Raw genomic sequence first — 16598 nt, 5'->3', positions numbered from 1 at the left:
TACATCGACTACCGCAACCTGCGCCCGAAGTTCGTCGAGACCTTCCTGGCCAAGCTGGTCAACTGGGACTTCGTTGCCAAGAACTTCGGCTGATCGGCTGACGCCGCTCAGTTGTTGATCAGGTTCAGGATGTTCCCGTCCGGGTCCTTGAACCACGCGACCTTCATGTCGCCCATGACGTGGAGGTCGCCGACCAGCTTGGTGTCGGGCATGTCGTAGTGCTCGAAGCGCACGCCCCTGGTCTTCAGGGCCTCCACGATGCGCTCGATGTCGCCGTCGACCGACCATGTCACGGCCGTCGCCTGGTTGGTGCCCGCGAACTGCGAGCGGTACACGTTGATGCGCGTGTTGCCGCTGCGATAGACGATGACCTCCTCGCCTTCCGCGTCGACCTGCGCGAGGCCCAGCGTGTCCTCGTAGAAGCGGCGGGCCACGGCGAGATCCTTCACCGCGAGATTGGCCACCGCGTTGATGTTTCCGAGCATGCGAGTCTCCTTCCAGGCCCGCTGCGCCACCGAAGGGGAAGCACGCCGGGCTTGCCAAAAATACTCAACCATGCGGTGCAGTATTTGCGTCGGACAGGACGCTGTCAAGGCATCGGAAAATGACACCCCGCAAGTCGAGACGTGCCCCATCGCGAATGAAGAAATCCTTCTTACGCGGCTTCCGGCACACTGCACCCCCGGTGCAGTGACGACGGCAACGACTGCAACCCCGAATCGACTCCGACAAAGAGACAAACCCATGATCCGCAGACACCTCGGCAAGCTGGCCACCTCGCTGGCCTTTTCGCTGGCACTCCCGCTGGCCCTCACCGCCACCGCTCACGCGCAGACCGCGTCCTACCCCGCCAAGCCCATCCGCATGGTCGTGCCCTTCCCGCCCGGCGGCGGCACCGACATCCTGGCGCGCCTGGTGGCCCAGAAGCTCGCCGAGGCGAAGCACTGGACCGTGGTGCCCGACAACCGCGCGGGCGCCGGCGGCACCATCGGCATCGCCGAAGCCGCGCGGGCCGCCCCCACGGGCTACGACATCGTGATGGGCCAGAAGGACAACATGGTCGTCGCGCCCTGGCTCTACAAGAACCTGAGCTACAACCCGGTGAAGGACCTCACGGCCGTGGCCCACGTGGCCTACACGCCGGTGGTGATCGTCACGCAGGTCAACTCCAAGTTCAAGACGCTCGACGACGTGGTGAAGGCCGCGCGCGCCGCGCCCGACACCGTCACCTACGGCTCGCCCGGCAACGGCACCACCATCCACCTGGCCGGCGAGATCTTCAACGGCGCCGCCAAGATCAAGATGCGCCACGTGCCCTACAAGGGCTCCAACGCAGCCATGATGGACGTGCTCGCGGGCAACGTCGACCTGATGGTGTCCTCCGTGCCCTCGGCCATGGCGCAGATCAAGGCCGGCAAGCTGCGTCCGCTGGCCGTCACCTCGGCCAAGCGCAGCACCTCGCTGCCCGACACGCCCACCGTGGCCGAGCTGGGCTACAAGGACTTCGACGTGAGCACCTGGTACGGCCTCTTCGTGCCGGCCGGCACGCCGAAGGACGTGGTGACGGCACTGAATACCGAAGTCAACAAGCTGCTGGCCACGCCCGAGATGAAGGCGGCCATCATCGCCCAGGGTGCCGAGCCGCAGAGCATGACGCCCGAGCAGTTCGGCGCGCTGCTGAAGACCGACTACGAGAAGTGGAAGGGCATCGTGCAAGCCTCGGGCGCGACAATCGAATAAGGCCGCGCGCCGCAGAATGGTGTCTCCAGAACAGGCCGCAACGCCGGCACGGAGACACCGATGGTTCCTTCCCTTCCACTGAAGACGGCCGCCCTCGCGGCGGTCGTCGCCCTCTTCCAGGGCTGCGCCCAGACTCCCGCGCAGAAACCTTCAGACGCCACTGTCGCCGCCCACGTGGCGGCAGCCACGAAGGCCGCGGGCACCGACCTCGGGCCGCTGCTCTCGCTGTGCAAGCCCGCCCCCGCCACGCGCCCGCCGCAGGAAGAGCTCGACAAGGGCCTGCCCCTGCTCATCAACAAGCCCGCGCCGCCGCCGGCCAGGGCCTTCGACAACCTCTATTTCGTGGGTGCCGACTGGGTCAGCGCCTGGGCCATCAAGACATCGGACGGCATCATCCTCATCGATGCGCTCAACAACCAGGTGGAAGCCGCCGCGCTCATCGAAGGCGGCATGCGCAAGCTGGGCCTCGACCCGGCGCAGATCAAGTACGTGATCGTCACGCACGGCCATGGCGATCACTACGGCGGGGCACCCTATCTCGCGCAGAAGTACCGCGCGCGCGTGGTGATGAGCGATCTCGACTGGACCATGACCGAGACCAAGCTCGAATTCGCCACGCCCATCTGGGGTGCGCCTCCGAAGCGAGACATCTCGGTGAAGGACGGCGACCGCGTCACGCTCGGCGACACCACCGTCACGCTCTACCTCACGCCGGGCCACACCATGGGCACGCTCTCGCCGGTGTTCGACGTGAGCGAGAACGGCAGGAAGCACCGCGCCATGCTCTGGGGCGGCACGGGCTTCAACTTCGGCAAGGACGTGCCGCGGCTGGACAGCTACATCGCATCCACGAAGCGCATGGACTCGCTGGTGAAGGCGCAGAGCATCGACGTGATGCTGTCGAACCACTCGAACGTCGACAGCTCGCAGGCCAAGATGGCCGCGCTGCGCCAGCAGCCCGCAGGCGCAGCGAACCCTTTCGTGATGGGCACGCCCACGGTGGAGCGTGCGCTGAACGTGATGGGCGAGTGCGCGCAGGCGCAGCGCGACAGGTTCGCGATGCAGTGAGCGGGCGCCGGGCTCAGTCCGGCGTGAACTTCGCGTTGAAGATGGCGACGTCGGGCTCCAGCTCGAACGTCGCCACCTGCCCCATCTTCCCGTCGCTCATGCGGCAGGCAGAGAACAGGCTGTAGCGCCCCTTGAAGCCGAACTCGTCCATCACGATCAGCGCGTAAGGGTGCGGCACGAACACCTGGTGCTCGAACACGATGCGGTGCACGTTGCGCGGCGAGGGAAAGAGCTTGTACTCGCCGGTGTCGATGGCCTGTGCGGTTGCCATGGGAATGCTCGCTTTCCGATCAATCCGGATCGCGCACGTCGGCCACGGGCTTCGCGCCGAAGTCCGCGCGCGCCAGGTACTTCAGCACCTTGGCGGCTGCCGAGGCGGGGCTGTCGAGCATGCCTTCGTTCTTCATCTTCTCGAAGCGCGTGCGGTCCGGGAACTTCTCGGCCGATGCGCCGCGCAGCTGCACCTGCATGTCGGTGTCGATCACGCCAGGCGCGAGCGAGACGATGCGCGCGCCGTTCGGCGCATTCGCCTCCTCCAGCGCCACGGAGCGCGAGAAGTGGTCCATGCCGGCCTTGGCCGCGCAGTAGGGCGCCTGGCTGCCCATGGCGTTGCGGCCCAGGCCCGAGGAGATGTTCAGCACCTTGCGCGCGCCGCGCCATTCGCGCGTGGCGCCGAGGAAGGCCGCCGTCAGCAGCATCGGCGCTTCCAGGCCGATGCGCAGGGCCAGCGACAGCTCGGACTCCACGGCGCGCGACAGCGGCGCCGGGTTGCCGACGGTGCCGGCGTTGTTGATGAGCGTGACGCTGTCGAAGCGCTGCGCGTCGACGGTCTTGAGCCAGGCAGACAGGCGCTCGGCTGCGGCCACGGGATCGGACAGGTCCTGCTCCCATTGCGTGAGCTCGGCACCGCCGGCCTTGGCCGCTTCGGCCAGCGCGGGCGATTGCTTGCGCGAAATGCCGACCACCGTGTGGCCGGCCTGCAGCAGCTGTTCGGCCATGGCCTGGCCCAGGCCGCGCGAGGCGCCGGTGATGAGGGTGAGGTGGGAGGTGGACATGAAGATCGTGGTGGGGACAGAAAGAAAGACCGTGAGCTTAGGCGATGTACAGAGGGTCGGTGGAACCCGCGGTTGAACCAGCCGCTGCCGCACGGAGCCAGGTAGCGGGAGGTGAAGGACGCAGAAGAGTGTCCTTGGAAATGGACAAATTCTCCACTCACATCCAAAATGTGGCGCATGAAGGACAAAATCAGACTGCCCATCGAGCTCGGACAGGCCATCCAGCGCGCGCGAAAAGAAGGCCGCCTGAAGGCGACCGACATCGCCTCGCGGTCAGGCCGCGCGCGTAACGTCCTCTACCGCCTGGAACGAGGGGAAGACATCACCCTCGCCTCGCTTTTCGACATCCTGCGCGCCATGGATCTCACGATCCGCCTGGAACGCCTGGGCATGCCGACGCTGGAGGAAGTCACGGAGCGCTTCGGACAGGATGACGACGATGCTTCCTGAAAAGATCAAGCAGCTCGATGTCGAGATCGCCGGCGCGTCGGCCGGCCAGTTGCTCAGGCACTCGGTCTACGAGTTCCGGTATCTCGACGGTCGTACGGATCAGCCCTCGGTCGCACTGCTCATGCCGCCGACGCGTCCGACGTACCAGGACGGCGACCTCTTCGCAGTCATGGATCAGAACCTGCCCGAAGGCGACCTGTACCTGCGCCTGCGGGCGATGTTCCCCAAGCAGCAGCTCACGCCGATGCATTTGCTCGCAGTGGTCGGGGCCAACGGTATCGGGCGGCTGGGCTTCCGGCTGCCGGGGGCGCAGCCACTCGCGGCGCCTCGGATCATCGACCGCAAGACTTTGCTCGGAACCCGCTACACACCCGAGGTGTTCGACGACCTGGTTCGGGCGTACCTGAGCACGGGCGCCGGCATTGCCGGCATGCAGCCGAAGATCATGGTGCCGGATCGGGTCACCCTCCCTGTGCCCACGATCATCGTGAAGGCGGCCGCACCGTCCTATCCGGGCCTGTCGGCCAACGAGTTCATGTGCCTGACGGCCGCCGGCCACGCCGGCATCGAGACGCCCACGTTCGACCTCTCGGACGACGGGCAACTGCTGCTGATCGACCGGTTCGACATCGCGGCGGACGGCTCTCGCATCGGTTTCGAGGACATCGCGGCGTTGATGAATCTTCGGGTGCGCGACATCCAATCAGATCGGAAGTACCACGGAAGCTACCAGCGCATCGCCGAGCTGATGCAATACCTTCAGCTGCCCAGCGAGAACCTCGAGCGCTTCTTCGAGCAGGTGGCATTCAGCATCATGGTGCGCAACGGCGACGGCCACCTCAAGAACTACGGCTTGCTCTACTCCTCTGCGGCTGACTGCCGCCTGGCACCGATGTTCGATGTGGTGACCACCGCGATCTACAGGTACACGCGCTATGAAGGCGGCCCCGAATTGGAAGACCGCACGCTGGCGCTCAAGCTCTTCGCCGGCAAGGGCCACACGAAAGCCTATCCGACCACCGAGGAACTGCTGCTGTTCGGCAGCAAGGTATGCGGGGTCGCAAAGCCCGCGCTCGTTCTCGCGCGAATCGCCGAGGGGATGCGCAAGACGCTGGATCAGGCGGGCCGCGACCAGCGAATCCCGAATGATCTGCTGGAGAAGATGCGGGACACGTGGACCGACGGAATGATCTACGCCAAGGCGCGGTAGATCTCCGGATGCATCGGGCTCGTCCGTTCGAACACCGAAAGCCGCTGTCGCCAGTCAGTGGTTCGCGGACAAGACCTCCAGCCTCTAGCGGAACTGCTTGCGCAGGAAGTTGCGATGCCGCGCAATGTGCTGCATCTGCGCCGGCGCGACGGTGCCGCCCAGGTCGACCTCGTCCGCCCCGTTGAGCACCGCGTTGGCATTCGCCATCGCACGCGCGACGACTTCTTCCTCGCTCACGCCGAGCTGCGCCGCGAGGTCGAGCGCCACGCGCCGCATCGCGCGCTGCGAGAGCATCCACATCGCGCCGAAGCGGTCCCACGCGAGCGCGGCCTCCTCGGCCTTCTCGCGGTCGGCAAGGATCTCGTTGAGCGGCTTGGCCAGCACTTCGTTGAGCGCATCGAGCTTTTCCGTCAGCGCCTCGTTGCGCTCGATGGCTTCTTCGAGCGTCGGGCCGGTGTCTTCGGCCTTCGCCTTCGAAGGAGCCTCGGCCGGCGGAGGGACGAAGGCTGCTTCCGCATTTGCGGGTACCACCAGGAGCTGGTCTTTGAGGGTCATGTTCTTTCCTTTTCCGCCGGAGCGTTCTTCTTGTTGTTCGACATCGCGGTCGCACGCAGGCCGGGCAGGTCGAGCACGCGCAGCCCGCCGTACTCCACGCGGATCAGCCCTTGCGCCGAAAGGCCGTTGAGCGCCTCGTTCACCCGCTGGCGCGAGAGGCCGACAAGGTAGGCCAGCTCCTGCTGCGTGATTCGCAGGACTTCGCCAACGCCCGGGTACAGCACCGGGTTGAACAGCGACACCAGGTTGCGCGCCACCCGCGCGTCGGGGTTGTTGAGCCGGTCGATCTCGAGCGCCGCGATGAACTGGCCCAGCCGCTCGTTGAGCTGGTTCATCACGAAGCGGTTGAAGCCGATGGAGTGGTCGAGCAGCCAGTGGAAGCTCTCGGTCGGCAGGCCCGCGATCAGGCTGCGCCGCAGCGCCTGGATGTTGTAGCGGTAGGGCTCGCGCTTCATCACCGTGCCCTCCCCGAACCAGCCGCCGGGCGGCACGCCGGTGTAGGTGACGGAGCCGCCGTCGGCGTTGTCGTTGCTCATCTTCAGCAGCCCTTCCACCACGCCGAACCAGTAGGTGGGCGAGCGCCCGACGCGGCAGACCAGGTCGCCGGGCTCGGCCTCGCCGACCACCAGCGCCGCCTCGGCGCGGCGGCGCTCGGCGGGCGTGAGCTTCGACAGCCATGGAATGCTTTCGAGCTCCGCGTCATTGGCGGGGCGCACGCGGTCCCTGATGGTCGAACCGCCGAGCGCGCTGTTGTGGTTGGGATTGCCGTGAGGCATCGGGAAACTCCGGGGAGTAGTGTCCCTAGGATTGTCGTTGGAACGACAACCGGGCGTCAAAGTGAGACCTACGATCCGCCCACTGTGCAAACAACCGCCCCCACCTTTCCCCGTCTGCTGCTCGCGCATGCCGAGGCCCGACCCGAGGCGCCCGCCATGCGCGAGAAGGACCTCGGCATCTGGCAAACCTGGAGCTGGAGCGCCGTGGCGCAGGAAGTTCGCGAGATCGCCTGCGGCCTCGCGAGCCTCGGCTTCAGGCCCTTCGACAACCTGGCCATCGTCGGCGCCAACCGGCCGCACCTGTACATGTCGGTGGTCGCGGCGCAGAGCCTGCGCGGCGTGCCGGTGCCGCTGTACCAGGACGCGGTGGCCGGCGAGATGGTCTTCATGCTGCAGGACGCCGGCATCGAGTTCGTGATCGTCGAGGACCAGGAGCAGGTCGACAAGCTGCTCGAGTGTCGCGAGATACAGCAGGGCAAGCAGCCGGGCATCCGCTACATCATCTACGACGACCCCAAGGGCCTGCGCCACTACGACCAGCCGGGGCTCATGAGCTACGAGCAGCTGCGCGCGCTGGGCCGCGAGTTCGACAAGGCCAACGTGGGTCACTACGACCGCGCGGTGGCCAGCGGCGAGGCCGCCGACGTGGGCGTGATCCTCTACACCTCCGGCACCACCGGCCGCCCCAAGGGCGTGTGCCAGACGCACGCGAGCTTCATCGCGGCGGGCCGCGGCGGCGTGGAGACCGACAGGCTCGGCCCCGGCGACAACATCATGAGCTACCTGCCGATGGCGTGGGTGGGCGACCACCTGTTCTCGGTGGCGCAGTGGCTGGTGGGCGGCTTCACGCTCAACTGCCCCGAGTCGAGCGAGACGGTGATGAACGACATGCGCGAGATCGGCCCGAGCTACTACTTCGGCCCGCCGCGCACCTTCGAGGGACTCCTCACGGCCGTGTCGATCCGCATGGAAGACGCGGCCGCGCCGAAGCGCTGGCTCTATGCGAAGTTCATGGCACTGGCGCAGCGCGTGGGCGCGGACATCCTCAACGGCGCGCCGGTGGGCGCGCGCGACCGCCTGATGTACCGCCTAGGCGATCTGCTGATCTACGGCCCGCTGCGCAACGTGCTGGGCATGAGCCGCATCCGCGTGGCCTACACCGCGGGCGCCGCCATCGGGCCCGACCTGTTCCGCTTCTACCGCTCCATCGGCGTCAACCTGAAGCAGTTCTACGGCCAGACCGAGACCTGCGCCTACGTGTGCCTGCAGCAGGACGGCAAGGTCAAGCTGCAGACCGTGGGCACGGCCGCGCCGGGCATCGAGCTGAAGATCGCCGACGACGGCGAGGTACTGGTGCGTGGCGTCTCGGTGCTCAAGGAGTACTACAAGCGCCCCGACGCCACCGCCGAGGTGCTGGACGCGAACGGCTACTTCCACACCGGCGACGCCGGCGTGCTCGACAGCGAGGGCCACCTGCGCATCATCGACCGCGCCAAGGACGTGGGCCGGCTCGTGGGCGGCGCGATCTTCGCGCCCAACTACATCGAGAACAAGCTCAAGTTCTTCCCGCAGATCAAGGAAGCCGTGTGCTTCGGCAACGGCCGCGACGAGGTCTGCGCAGCCATCAACATCGACTACGAGGCCGTCGGCAACTGGGCCGAGCGCCGCGGCCTGGCCTACGGCGGCTACGTGGACCTGGCCGGCAAGCCCGACGTGCTCGCGCTGGTGGCCGAGTGCATCGCCAAGGTGAACGCCGACCTCGCCGCCGAGGACGGCATGGGCGAGACTCAGATCGCGCGCTTCCTCGTGCTGCACAAGGAACTCGACCCCGACGACGACGAGCTCACCCGCACGCGCAAGGTGCGCCGCGGCTTCATCGCGGACAAGTACGCGGTGCTGGTCGACGCGCTGTACGGCGGCAAGGCCGAGCAGTTCATCGAGACCCAGGTCAAGTTCGAGGACGGACGCACGGGCTCGGTGAGTGCCACGCTGAAGATCGTCGACGCGAAGCGCTTTCCGTTGATCAAGGCGGCCGCATGAACGCGCACAACCTCACCGAGGCATCCATGCTTGCAACAACGACCCGAGGCGGCCGCAAAGATGGCGAGGTCATCCTCGATGTGCAGAACATCAGTTTGAGCTTCGGCGGCGTGAAGGCACTGACGGACATCAGCTTCAACGTGCGCGAGCACGAGGTGCGGGCCATCATCGGGCCGAACGGCGCGGGCAAGAGCTCGATGCTGAACTGCATCAACGGCGTGTACTGGCCGCAGCAGGGCTCCATCACCTTCCGCGGCCAGACCTTCAAGCACATGAACTCGCGCCAGGTGGCCGAGATGGGCGTGGCGCGCACCTTCCAGAACCTGGCCCTCTTCAAGGGCATGAGCGTGCTCGACAACATCATGACGGGGCGCAACCTCAAGATGAAGAGCGGCCTGTTCGCGCAGGCGCTGCGCTGGGGCCCGGCCGAACGCGAGGAGCTCGCGCACCGCGAGTTCGTCGAGCACATCATCGACTTCCTCGAGATCCAGGCACACCGCAAGACGCCCGTGGGACGCCTGCCCTACGGCCTGCAGAAGCGCGTCGACCTCGGCCGCGCGCTCGCGATGGAACCGCAGGTGCTGCTGCTGGACGAGCCCATGGCCGGCATGAACGTGGAAGAGAAGCAGGACATGAGCCGCTTCATCCTCGACGTGAACGACGAGTTCGGCGCGACCATCGTGCTGATCGAGCACGACATGGGCGTGGTGATGGACATCTCCGACCGCGTGGTGGTGCTGGACTACGGCAAGAAGATCGGCGACGGCACGCCCGACGAAGTCCGCAACAACGAAGACGTGATCCGGGCATACCTCGGCGTGGAACATTGATCATGGGCTTTTTCCTCGAAACCCTCTTCGGCGGCCTCATGGTCGGCATGCTGTATTCGCTGATCGCCATCGGCTTCGTGCTGATCTACAAGGCCTCCGGCGTCTTCAACTTCGCGCAGGGCGCGATGGTGCTGTTCGCGGCGCTGGCGATGGCGCGCTTCGCCGAGTGGTTCCCGCAGTGGTTCGGCTTCGAAAGCCAGATCCTCGCGAACATCCTGGCCTTCATTGCGGCCATGGCGGTGATGGTCCTCGTGGCCTGGCTCATCGAGCGGCTGGCGCTCAGCAAGCTGGTGAACCAGGAGGGCATCACGCTGCTGATGGCCACGCTGGGCATCGCCTACTTCCTCGACGGCGTGGGTCAGACCATCTTCGGCAACGACATCTACAAGATCGACGTGGGCATGCCCAAGGAACCGCTGATGGTGCTGGAGAACACCTTCCAGGGCGGCCTGCTGCTGAGCCAGGAAGACCTGATCGCCGCGCTGGTGGCCGCTGGCTTGGTGGTGGTACTCGCCGTGTTCTTCCAGAAGACGGCCACCGGCCGCGCCCTGCGCGCTGTGGCCGACGACCACCAGGCCGCGCAGTCCATCGGCATTCCGCTCAAGCGCATCTGGGTGATCGTGTGGTCGGTGGCCGGTTTCTCCGCGCTGGTGGCCGGGATCATCTGGGGATCGAAGCTGGGCGTGCAGTTCTCGCTGTCGCTGGTGGCGCTGAAGGCGCTGCCGGTGGTGATCCTCGGTGGTCTCACCTCGATTCCGGGCGCCATCATCGGCGGCCTCTTGATCGGCGTGGGCGAGAAGCTCTCCGAAATCTATCTCGGGCCCATGTTCGGCGGCGGCATCGAAATCTGGTTCGCCTACGTTCTCGCGCTGGTGTTCCTGCTGGTCCGTCCGCAAGGCCTCTTCGGCGAAAAAATTATTGATCGCGTATGAAATACGAGATCAACAATTTTTCGGTGCAGGCTAACTTGCGAAGCAAGTTAAGCGAAGCGGGCCGGAGCCAAAAGATCATCGATCGGGTCTGAAAATGTTCTATAGAGAAAACGGCCAATTCAAGTCGAGCTACCGCGCCGACCAGCAGATCTTCCCGATCGCGCAGGACCGCCTCGCGATCCTCGTGCTCCTGCTGGTGGCTTTCGTGGTGGTGCCGCTGGGCGTGTCCGACTACTGGATGCGCGCCATCCTCACGCCCTTTCTGATCCTGTCGCTCGCGGCACTGGGCCTGAACATCCTCGTGGGCTACTGCGGCCAGATCTCGCTGGGCACCGGCGCCTTCATGGCGGTGGGTGCCTATGCGGCCTACAACTTCCAGGTGCGCATCGACGGCATGCCGCTGATCGCATCGCTGCTGCTGGGCGGCCTGTGCGCCACGGTGATCGGCGTGCTGTTCGGCATTCCGAGCCTGCGCATCAAGGGGCTGTACCTCGCGGTGGCCACGCTGGCGGCGCAGTTCTTCACCGACTGGGCCTTCCTGCGCATCCAGTGGTTCACCAACAATTCCTCTTCCGGCTCGGTGAGCGTGGCGGGCCTCAACGTGTTCGGCGTGCCCATCGAATCGCCGGCGCAGAAGTACCTGTTCTGCCTGATCTTCGTTTCGGTGTTCGCGCTGCTGGCGAAGAACCTGGTGCGCAGCGCCATCGGCCGCGAATGGATGGCGATGCGCGACATGGACGTGGCGGCCGCGGTGATCGGCATCCGCCCGGTGTACGCCAAGCTCACGGCCTTCGCTGTGAGCAGCTTCATCGTCGGCGTGGCCGGCGCGCTGTGGGGCTTCGTGCACCTGGGCGCGTGGGAGCCGGCGGCCTTCAGCATCGACCGTTCGTTCCAGCTGCTGTTCATGGTGATCATCGGCGGGCTCGGCTCGATCATGGGCAGCTTCTTCGGCGCCGCCTTCATCGTGCTGCTGCCGCTGTTCCTGAACCAGCTGCCCGCATGGCTGGGTTTCTCCATTTCCACCGCGCTGGCCTCGCACCTGGAGACCATGATCTTTGGCGCGCTGATCGTGTTCTTCCTGATCGTCGAGCCGCACGGCCTCGCGCGGCTGTGGTCCACGGCCAAGGAGAAGCTGCGGCTGTGGCCCTTCCCTCATTGATGAGTTCCCGTTCGTAGAAAACCCGGCACCGAGGTGCCCACAAAGGAGACAGGCATGAAACTGAAATCGCTCGCTCTGACCGCCGCCCTGGTGGCCGGCACCCTCGGCGCGGCGCTTGCGCCGTCGATGGCCAGCGCGCAGGCCAAGGAGCAGTTCTTTCCGCTGCTGGTTTATCGCACCGGTCCCTATGCGCCGAACGGCACGCCCTGGGCCAACGGCAAGCAGGACTACATCAAGCTGGTCAACGCCACCGGCGGCATCAACGGCGTGAAGATCTCGTACGAGGAGTGCGAGACCGGCTACGCCACCGACAAGGGCGTGGAGTGCTACGAGCGCCTGAAGGGCCGCCCGGGCGTCGCGCTCTTCGACCCGCAGGCCACCGGCATCACCTTCGCGCTGACCGACAAGGTGCCCACCGACAAGATCCCGCTGATCACGCTGGGCTACGGCCTGGCCGCCTCGCAGGACGGCGGCGTCTTCAAGTGGAACTTCCCGCTGATGGGCTCCTACTGGACCGCGGCCGACATCCTGATCCAGCACATCGGGAAGAAGGAAGGCGGCATGGACAAGCTCAAGGGCAAGAAGATCGCCCTCGTCTACCACGACTCGCCCTTCGGCAAGGAGCCGATCCCGCTGCTGCAGGAACGTGCCAAGCAGAACGGCTTCGAGCTCTCGCTGATTCCGGTGACCGCGCCCGGCGTGGAGCAGAAGTCGGCCTGGCTGCAGGTGCGCCAGCAGCGCCCCGACTTCGTGCTCCTGTGGGGCTGGGGCGTGATGAACTCCACCGCCCTGAAGGAAGCCGTGGCCACGGGCTACCCGCGCGAGAAGATGTACGGCGTGTGGTGGGCCGGCGCCGAGCCCGACGTGAAGGACGTGGGCGCCAACGCCAAGGGTTACCACGCGCTGGCGCTGAACACCTCGGGCACGCAGCCCAAGGTGATCCAGGACATCCTGAAGCAGGTGCACGACAAGGGCCAGGGCACGGGTCCGAAGGACGAAGTGGGCTCGGTGCTCTACACGCGCGGCGTGATCATCCAGATGCTGACCATCGAGGCCGTGAAGCGTGCGCAGGAGCGCTTCGGCAAGGGCAAGGTCATGACCGGCGAGCAGGTGCGCTGGGGCATGGAGAACCTCGCGCTCGACCAGAAGAAGCTGGACGCGCTGGGCTTCTCGGGCGTGATGCGTCCGGTGAGCACCTCATGCCAGGACCACATGGGCTCGACCTGGGCACGTGTGCATACCTGGGACGGCGCGAAGTGGGGCGACATGTCCGACTGGTACCAGGCCGACGAGCAGATCATCAAGCCGATGGTGAAGACCGCCGCCGACAAGTACGCGGGCGAAAAGAAGCTGACACGCCGCGAAGCAGCGGATTGCCAATCTTGAGCTAACCCCCAGGCTGCGCGCACTTCGTGTCGCTTCGCCCACCCCCTTGCAGGGGGCAACACCTGCGGCCCGGCAAAGCCGGTTCCGCGGTGTTCCCCGGAGGGAGGCGGGCCAAGCGGGCATCTGAAAGAACGATGTTCTTGTTTTTTCAAATGCTTCGGACCACACCATGAGCGAATCCAAAATCCTCCTCGACGTCAACGGCATCGAGGTCATCTACAACCACGTGATCCTGGTGCTCAAGGGCGTGTCGTTGACCGTGCCCGACGGTGGCATCGTGGCGCTGCTCGGCGGCAACGGCGCGGGCAAGACGACCACGCTGCGCGCGGTGAGCAACCTGCTCGCGGGCGAGCGCGGCGCGGTCACCAAGGGCACCATCGAGCTGCGCGGCGAGCGCATCGAGGCGCTGTCGCCGGCCGAACTGGTAAAGCGCGGCCTAATCCAGGTGATGGAAGGCCGACACTGCTTCGCCCACCTGACCATCGAGGAGAACCTGATGACCGGCGCCTACACGCGCACCGACGGCAAGGCCGCGGTGCAGCAGACGCTGGAGAAGGTCTATGCCTACTTCCCGCGCCTGAAGACGCGGCGCACCTCGCAGGCGGCCTACACATCGGGCGGCGAGCAGCAGATGTGCGCCATCGGCCGCGCGCTGATGGCCAACCCGACCATGGTGCTGCTGGACGAACCCTCGATGGGCCTCGCGCCGCAGATCGTCGAGGAGGTGTTCGAGATCGTGAAGGACCTCAACGCCAAGGAGCGCGTGACCTTCCTGCTGGCCGAACAGAACACCAACATGGCTTTGCGCTACGCCGACTACGGCTACATCCTGGAGAACGGCCGCATCGTGATGGACGGCGAGGCGAAGAGCCTGCGCGAGAACGAGGACGTGAAGGAGTTCTACCTGGGCGTGGGTGGCGCGGACCGCAAGAGCTTCCGCGACGTGAAGAGCTACAAGCGGCGCAAGCGCTGGCTGGCTTGACTCTCCCCCAGTCTTCGCGCACTTCGTGTCGCTTCGCCCCCCTCGCCGGGGGCAATACCAGCGGCCTGGCAAAGCCGGTTCCGCGGTATTCCTGAATGAGCAAGTTGAGCGCCTTGAACCGAACTGAAAGATGAAGGGTACGGACATGACCGACCACTACGACAAGCTCGAGATCCGAGACCCCGCCGAACGTGAACGCGACCTGCTGGCCGCGCTGCCGAAACAGATCGCGCAGGCGCAGACGGCGGCCCCCGCGTTCGCGAAGATCCTGGACGGCGTGAAGCCCGCCGACGTCACCACGCGCGAGGCGCTCGCGAAACTACCGGTCACGCGCAAATCGGAATTGCTCGACCTGCAGAAGGCGCGCCGCGCCGACGACCCCTTCGGCGGCTTCTCTTCGATCGTGCGCGGCCCGCGCATGCCGCGCGTGTTCGCGAGCCCCGGCACCATCTACGAGCCCGAGGGCGAGGCGCGCGACTACTGGCGCACCGCGCGTGCACTGCACGCGGCGGGGTTCCGAAGCGGCGAGCTCATCCACAACAGCTTCAGCTACCACATGACGCCCGCGGGTTCGATCATGGAAAGCGGCGCGCGCGCCATGGGCTGCACCGTGTTCGCGGGCGGCACCGGCCAGACCGAGCAGCAGCTCGAGGCCATGGTCGACCTCAAGCCAGAAGGCTATGCGGGCACGCCGAGCTTCCTCAAGATACTGCTGGAGAAGGCCGAGGAAAAGGGACAGAAGCTGCCCTGGCTCACCAAGGCGCTCGTCTCCGGCGAGGCCTTCCCGCCGAGCCTGCACGACTGGATCGCCGCGCGCGGCGTGAAGGGCACGCAGTGCTATGCCACCGCCGACCTGGGCCTCATCGCCTACGAGACCAGCGCGCGCGAAGGCCTGGTGCTCGACGAGGGCGTGCTGGTCGAGATCGTGCGGCCCGGCACCGGCGACCCGGTGCCCGACGGCGAGGTCGGCGAGATCGTCGTCACCACCTTCAACCCCGACTACCCGCTGGTGCGCTTCGGCACCGGCGACCTCTCGGCCGTGCTCGCGGGCACCTGCCCCACGGGCCGCACCAACAAGCGCATCAAGGGCTGGCTCGGCCGCGCCGACCAGACCACAAAAGTGCGCGGCATGTTCGTGCATCCCTCGCAGGTCGCCGAGATCGTGCGGCGCTTTCCCGAAGTGCAGCGCGCGCGGCTGGTCGTCTCCGGCGAGATGGGCGACGACAAGATGACGCTGCGGCTCGAATGCGCCGGCACGGCGCCCGAAGGCATCGAGGCACGCGTGAGCGCGGTGATCCGCGAAGTGACCAAGCTGCGCGGCGAGGTCGTCGTCGTGGGCACGGGCGAACTGCCCAACGACGGCAAGGTGATCGAGGACGCGCGCAGCTACAAGTAGCGGCGATACAGCACGCGCGTGATGACGCGCGTGAGCACCACCACGAGCACCGAGTAGACCAGCACGAGCGCCAGCGCGAAGCCGACGAGGCTGCCCGCGCTGTTGAAGCCGTGCAGCCACACCGCCAGCATCAGCCACAGCAGCGCGATGGCGATGCAGCCCACCTGCACCAGCGCGAAGGCCAGCACGGCCGCTCCCACCGCCCTGAAAGGGCGCACGCGCGACAGCACGGGCGCGGCGCCGAGCCAGCCGCCCCAGAACGCCAGCGCGAAGGCGACCAGGGGCGGAACCGCCCAGGCGACCAGCAGCTCGGGGCCGTCCAGATCGCGCGCCACGGATGTCCAGCGACTAAGCGCCGCACCGATCCACATCTGCAGCGACGCGAACACCGAGGCTCCCACCAGCGCCACCGCTCGGCGCGGCGGGGAGCCGAAGCTCTCGCCATGTTCCATCTCCGGAACCGCCGCGCCACGCGCCCGCAGCGCGAACCACGCCGCGACCCACACGCCCAGCACCAACACGACCAGCTGGGCGATGGACTGCAGGAACATGAACAACGGCATCACGGCACGCATGGACGGCGATCCGAAGAACTCGTGCAGCCGGCCGCCCGGCATGAAGAGCAGTTGCAGTTCGTAGAACAGCGGGCTCAGCACATAGAAGTTCAGCACCAGCACCATGAAGTACGCCAGCGCGTAGCGGATGCGCGGCTGGGGCAGCGCCGCCACGCTCTGCGTGCCGCGCTTCTCGAGCGCGTTGCGCCCGTGGCTCCATGCCAGCGCCGCCGCCAGCACCCACGCCATGGCAATGCTGAACACCATCGGTATCCACACGCCCGGCAGCGCATAGGCGCTGCGCAGCTGCTCGCTGTGGGGCGAGTCGGGCCAGAGCTGCATGACCATGTTGGCGGCCACCATCGCGATGTCGATGGCCACGGTGATGAGCGCGAGATCGCGCGGCAGGCGTCGCGCGCGCTCGTTGGAAAGGTTTGCCGTCATGAGATCTCTTCGCTTTGCATG

At 66.4% G+C, this 16598-nt stretch carries 18 protein-coding genes; 12 read left to right on the top strand and 6 right to left on the bottom strand.

What is annotated here, in order from left to right:
* A partial coding sequence (locus BMY35_RS37580) for a Fe-Mn family superoxide dismutase (RefSeq protein WP_218152971.1) occupies positions 1 to 93 on the top strand: 93 nt, incomplete at its 5' end.
* A gap of 14 nt (positions 94 to 107) precedes the next feature.
* Here BMY35_RS37580 and BMY35_RS06465 read toward each other — a convergent pair.
* Complete coding sequence (locus BMY35_RS06465) at positions 108 to 485, bottom strand: VOC family protein (RefSeq protein WP_093196156.1); 378 nt, start codon at positions 483 to 485, stop codon at positions 108 to 110.
* A gap of 259 nt (positions 486 to 744) precedes the next feature.
* Here BMY35_RS06465 and BMY35_RS06460 point away from each other — a divergent pair, with 259 nt between their 5' ends.
* Together BMY35_RS06460 and BMY35_RS06455 are read left to right on the top strand one after the other, a co-directional pair.
* Complete coding sequence (locus tag BMY35_RS06460) at positions 745 to 1740, top strand: Bug family tripartite tricarboxylate transporter substrate binding protein (RefSeq protein WP_093196155.1); 996 nt, start codon at positions 745 to 747, stop codon at positions 1738 to 1740.
* Between the two features lie 60 nt (positions 1741 to 1800).
* Complete coding sequence (locus tag BMY35_RS06455) at positions 1801 to 2808, top strand: MBL fold metallo-hydrolase (protein ID WP_093196154.1); 1008 nt, start codon at positions 1801 to 1803, stop codon at positions 2806 to 2808.
* Between the two features lie 13 nt (positions 2809 to 2821).
* Here BMY35_RS06455 and BMY35_RS06450 read toward each other — a convergent pair whose 3' ends face one another.
* Both BMY35_RS06450 and BMY35_RS06445 read right to left on the bottom strand, forming a co-directional pair.
* On the bottom strand, positions 2822 to 3079 hold the full coding sequence (locus BMY35_RS06450; RefSeq protein WP_093196153.1) for a hypothetical protein: 258 nt from the start codon (positions 3077 to 3079) through the stop codon (positions 2822 to 2824).
* A gap of 19 nt (positions 3080 to 3098) precedes the next feature.
* Entirely contained in the window at positions 3099 to 3863 is a 765-nt protein-coding gene (locus BMY35_RS06445; protein ID WP_093196152.1) for an SDR family NAD(P)-dependent oxidoreductase, read from the bottom strand.
* A 177-nt stretch (positions 3864 to 4040) separates the two neighbouring features.
* On the opposite strand from BMY35_RS06445, the gene BMY35_RS06440 reads away from it, so the two are divergent.
* Positions 4041 to 4313, top strand: a complete 273-nt coding sequence (locus tag BMY35_RS06440) for a helix-turn-helix domain-containing protein (RefSeq protein WP_256228248.1) — start codon at positions 4041 to 4043, stop codon at positions 4311 to 4313.
* Positions 4303 to 5523, top strand: a complete 1221-nt coding sequence (locus BMY35_RS06435) for a type II toxin-antitoxin system HipA family toxin (protein ID WP_093196150.1) — start codon at positions 4303 to 4305, stop codon at positions 5521 to 5523. The genes BMY35_RS06440 and BMY35_RS06435 overlap by 11 nt, the downstream gene beginning before the upstream one ends.
* A gap of 84 nt (positions 5524 to 5607) precedes the next feature.
* Here the strand turns inward: BMY35_RS06435 and BMY35_RS06430 are convergent, their stop codons facing one another.
* Positions 5608 to 6078 carry a hypothetical protein gene (locus BMY35_RS06430; protein WP_093196149.1) on the bottom strand — a complete coding sequence of 157 codons (471 nt, stop codon included), beginning with the start codon at positions 6076 to 6078 and terminating at the stop codon, positions 5608 to 5610.
* The gene (locus BMY35_RS06425; RefSeq protein WP_093196148.1) at positions 6075 to 6854 is read right to left on the bottom strand and encodes a Crp/Fnr family transcriptional regulator; all 780 of its coding nucleotides are present in this window, start codon (positions 6852 to 6854) and stop codon (positions 6075 to 6077) included. Before BMY35_RS06425 ends, BMY35_RS06430 begins: the two co-directional genes overlap by 4 nt.
* Before the next feature lie 84 nt (positions 6855 to 6938).
* Here BMY35_RS06425 and BMY35_RS06420 point away from each other — a divergent pair, with 84 nt between their 5' ends.
* From BMY35_RS06420 to BMY35_RS06390, 7 genes are all read left to right on the top strand, one after another.
* Positions 6939 to 8894, top strand: coding sequence for an AMP-dependent synthetase/ligase (locus BMY35_RS06420; protein WP_093196147.1), 1956 nt, complete (start codon positions 6939 to 6941; stop codon positions 8892 to 8894).
* A complete protein-coding gene (locus BMY35_RS06415) occupies positions 8891 to 9724 on the top strand; it encodes an ABC transporter ATP-binding protein (RefSeq protein ID WP_093196146.1) in 834 nt (277 codons plus the stop codon). The genes BMY35_RS06420 and BMY35_RS06415 overlap by 4 nt, the downstream gene beginning before the upstream one ends.
* A 2-nt stretch (positions 9725 to 9726) precedes the next feature.
* Complete coding sequence (locus BMY35_RS06410; protein ID WP_093196145.1) at positions 9727 to 10656, top strand: branched-chain amino acid ABC transporter permease; 930 nt, start codon at positions 9727 to 9729, stop codon at positions 10654 to 10656.
* 94 nt (positions 10657 to 10750) lie between these two features.
* Positions 10751 to 11815, top strand: a complete 1065-nt coding sequence (locus BMY35_RS06405; protein ID WP_093196144.1) for a branched-chain amino acid ABC transporter permease — start codon at positions 10751 to 10753, stop codon at positions 11813 to 11815.
* A gap of 54 nt (positions 11816 to 11869) precedes the next feature.
* Positions 11870 to 13201 carry an ABC transporter substrate-binding protein gene (locus BMY35_RS06400; protein WP_093196143.1) on the top strand — a complete coding sequence of 444 codons (1332 nt, stop codon included), beginning with the start codon at positions 11870 to 11872 and terminating at the stop codon, positions 13199 to 13201.
* A gap of 169 nt (positions 13202 to 13370) precedes the next feature.
* On the top strand, positions 13371 to 14183 hold the full coding sequence (locus BMY35_RS06395) for an ABC transporter ATP-binding protein (protein ID WP_093196142.1): 813 nt from the start codon (positions 13371 to 13373) through the stop codon (positions 14181 to 14183).
* 145 nt (positions 14184 to 14328) lie between these two features.
* Positions 14329 to 15579: a phenylacetate--CoA ligase family protein gene (locus BMY35_RS06390; RefSeq protein WP_093196197.1), complete on the top strand. Its 1251-nt coding sequence runs from the start codon at positions 14329 to 14331 to the stop codon at positions 15577 to 15579.
* On the opposite strand, the gene BMY35_RS06385 is transcribed toward BMY35_RS06390, so the two are convergent.
* Positions 15570 to 16577: a hypothetical protein gene (locus tag BMY35_RS06385; protein ID WP_093196141.1), complete on the bottom strand. Its 1008-nt coding sequence runs from the start codon at positions 16575 to 16577 to the stop codon at positions 15570 to 15572. The genes BMY35_RS06390 and BMY35_RS06385 overlap by 10 nt on opposite strands.
* Positions 16578 to 16598 lie beyond the last annotated feature (21 nt).

This window comes from Variovorax sp. YR750 (genome assembly GCF_900109805.1).
Lineage (GTDB): Bacteria > Pseudomonadota > Gammaproteobacteria > Burkholderiales > Burkholderiaceae_C > Variovorax > Variovorax gossypii.
The sequence above is the reverse complement of the archived record's forward strand: the minus strand, read 5'-3'. Positions and strand labels throughout refer to the sequence as shown.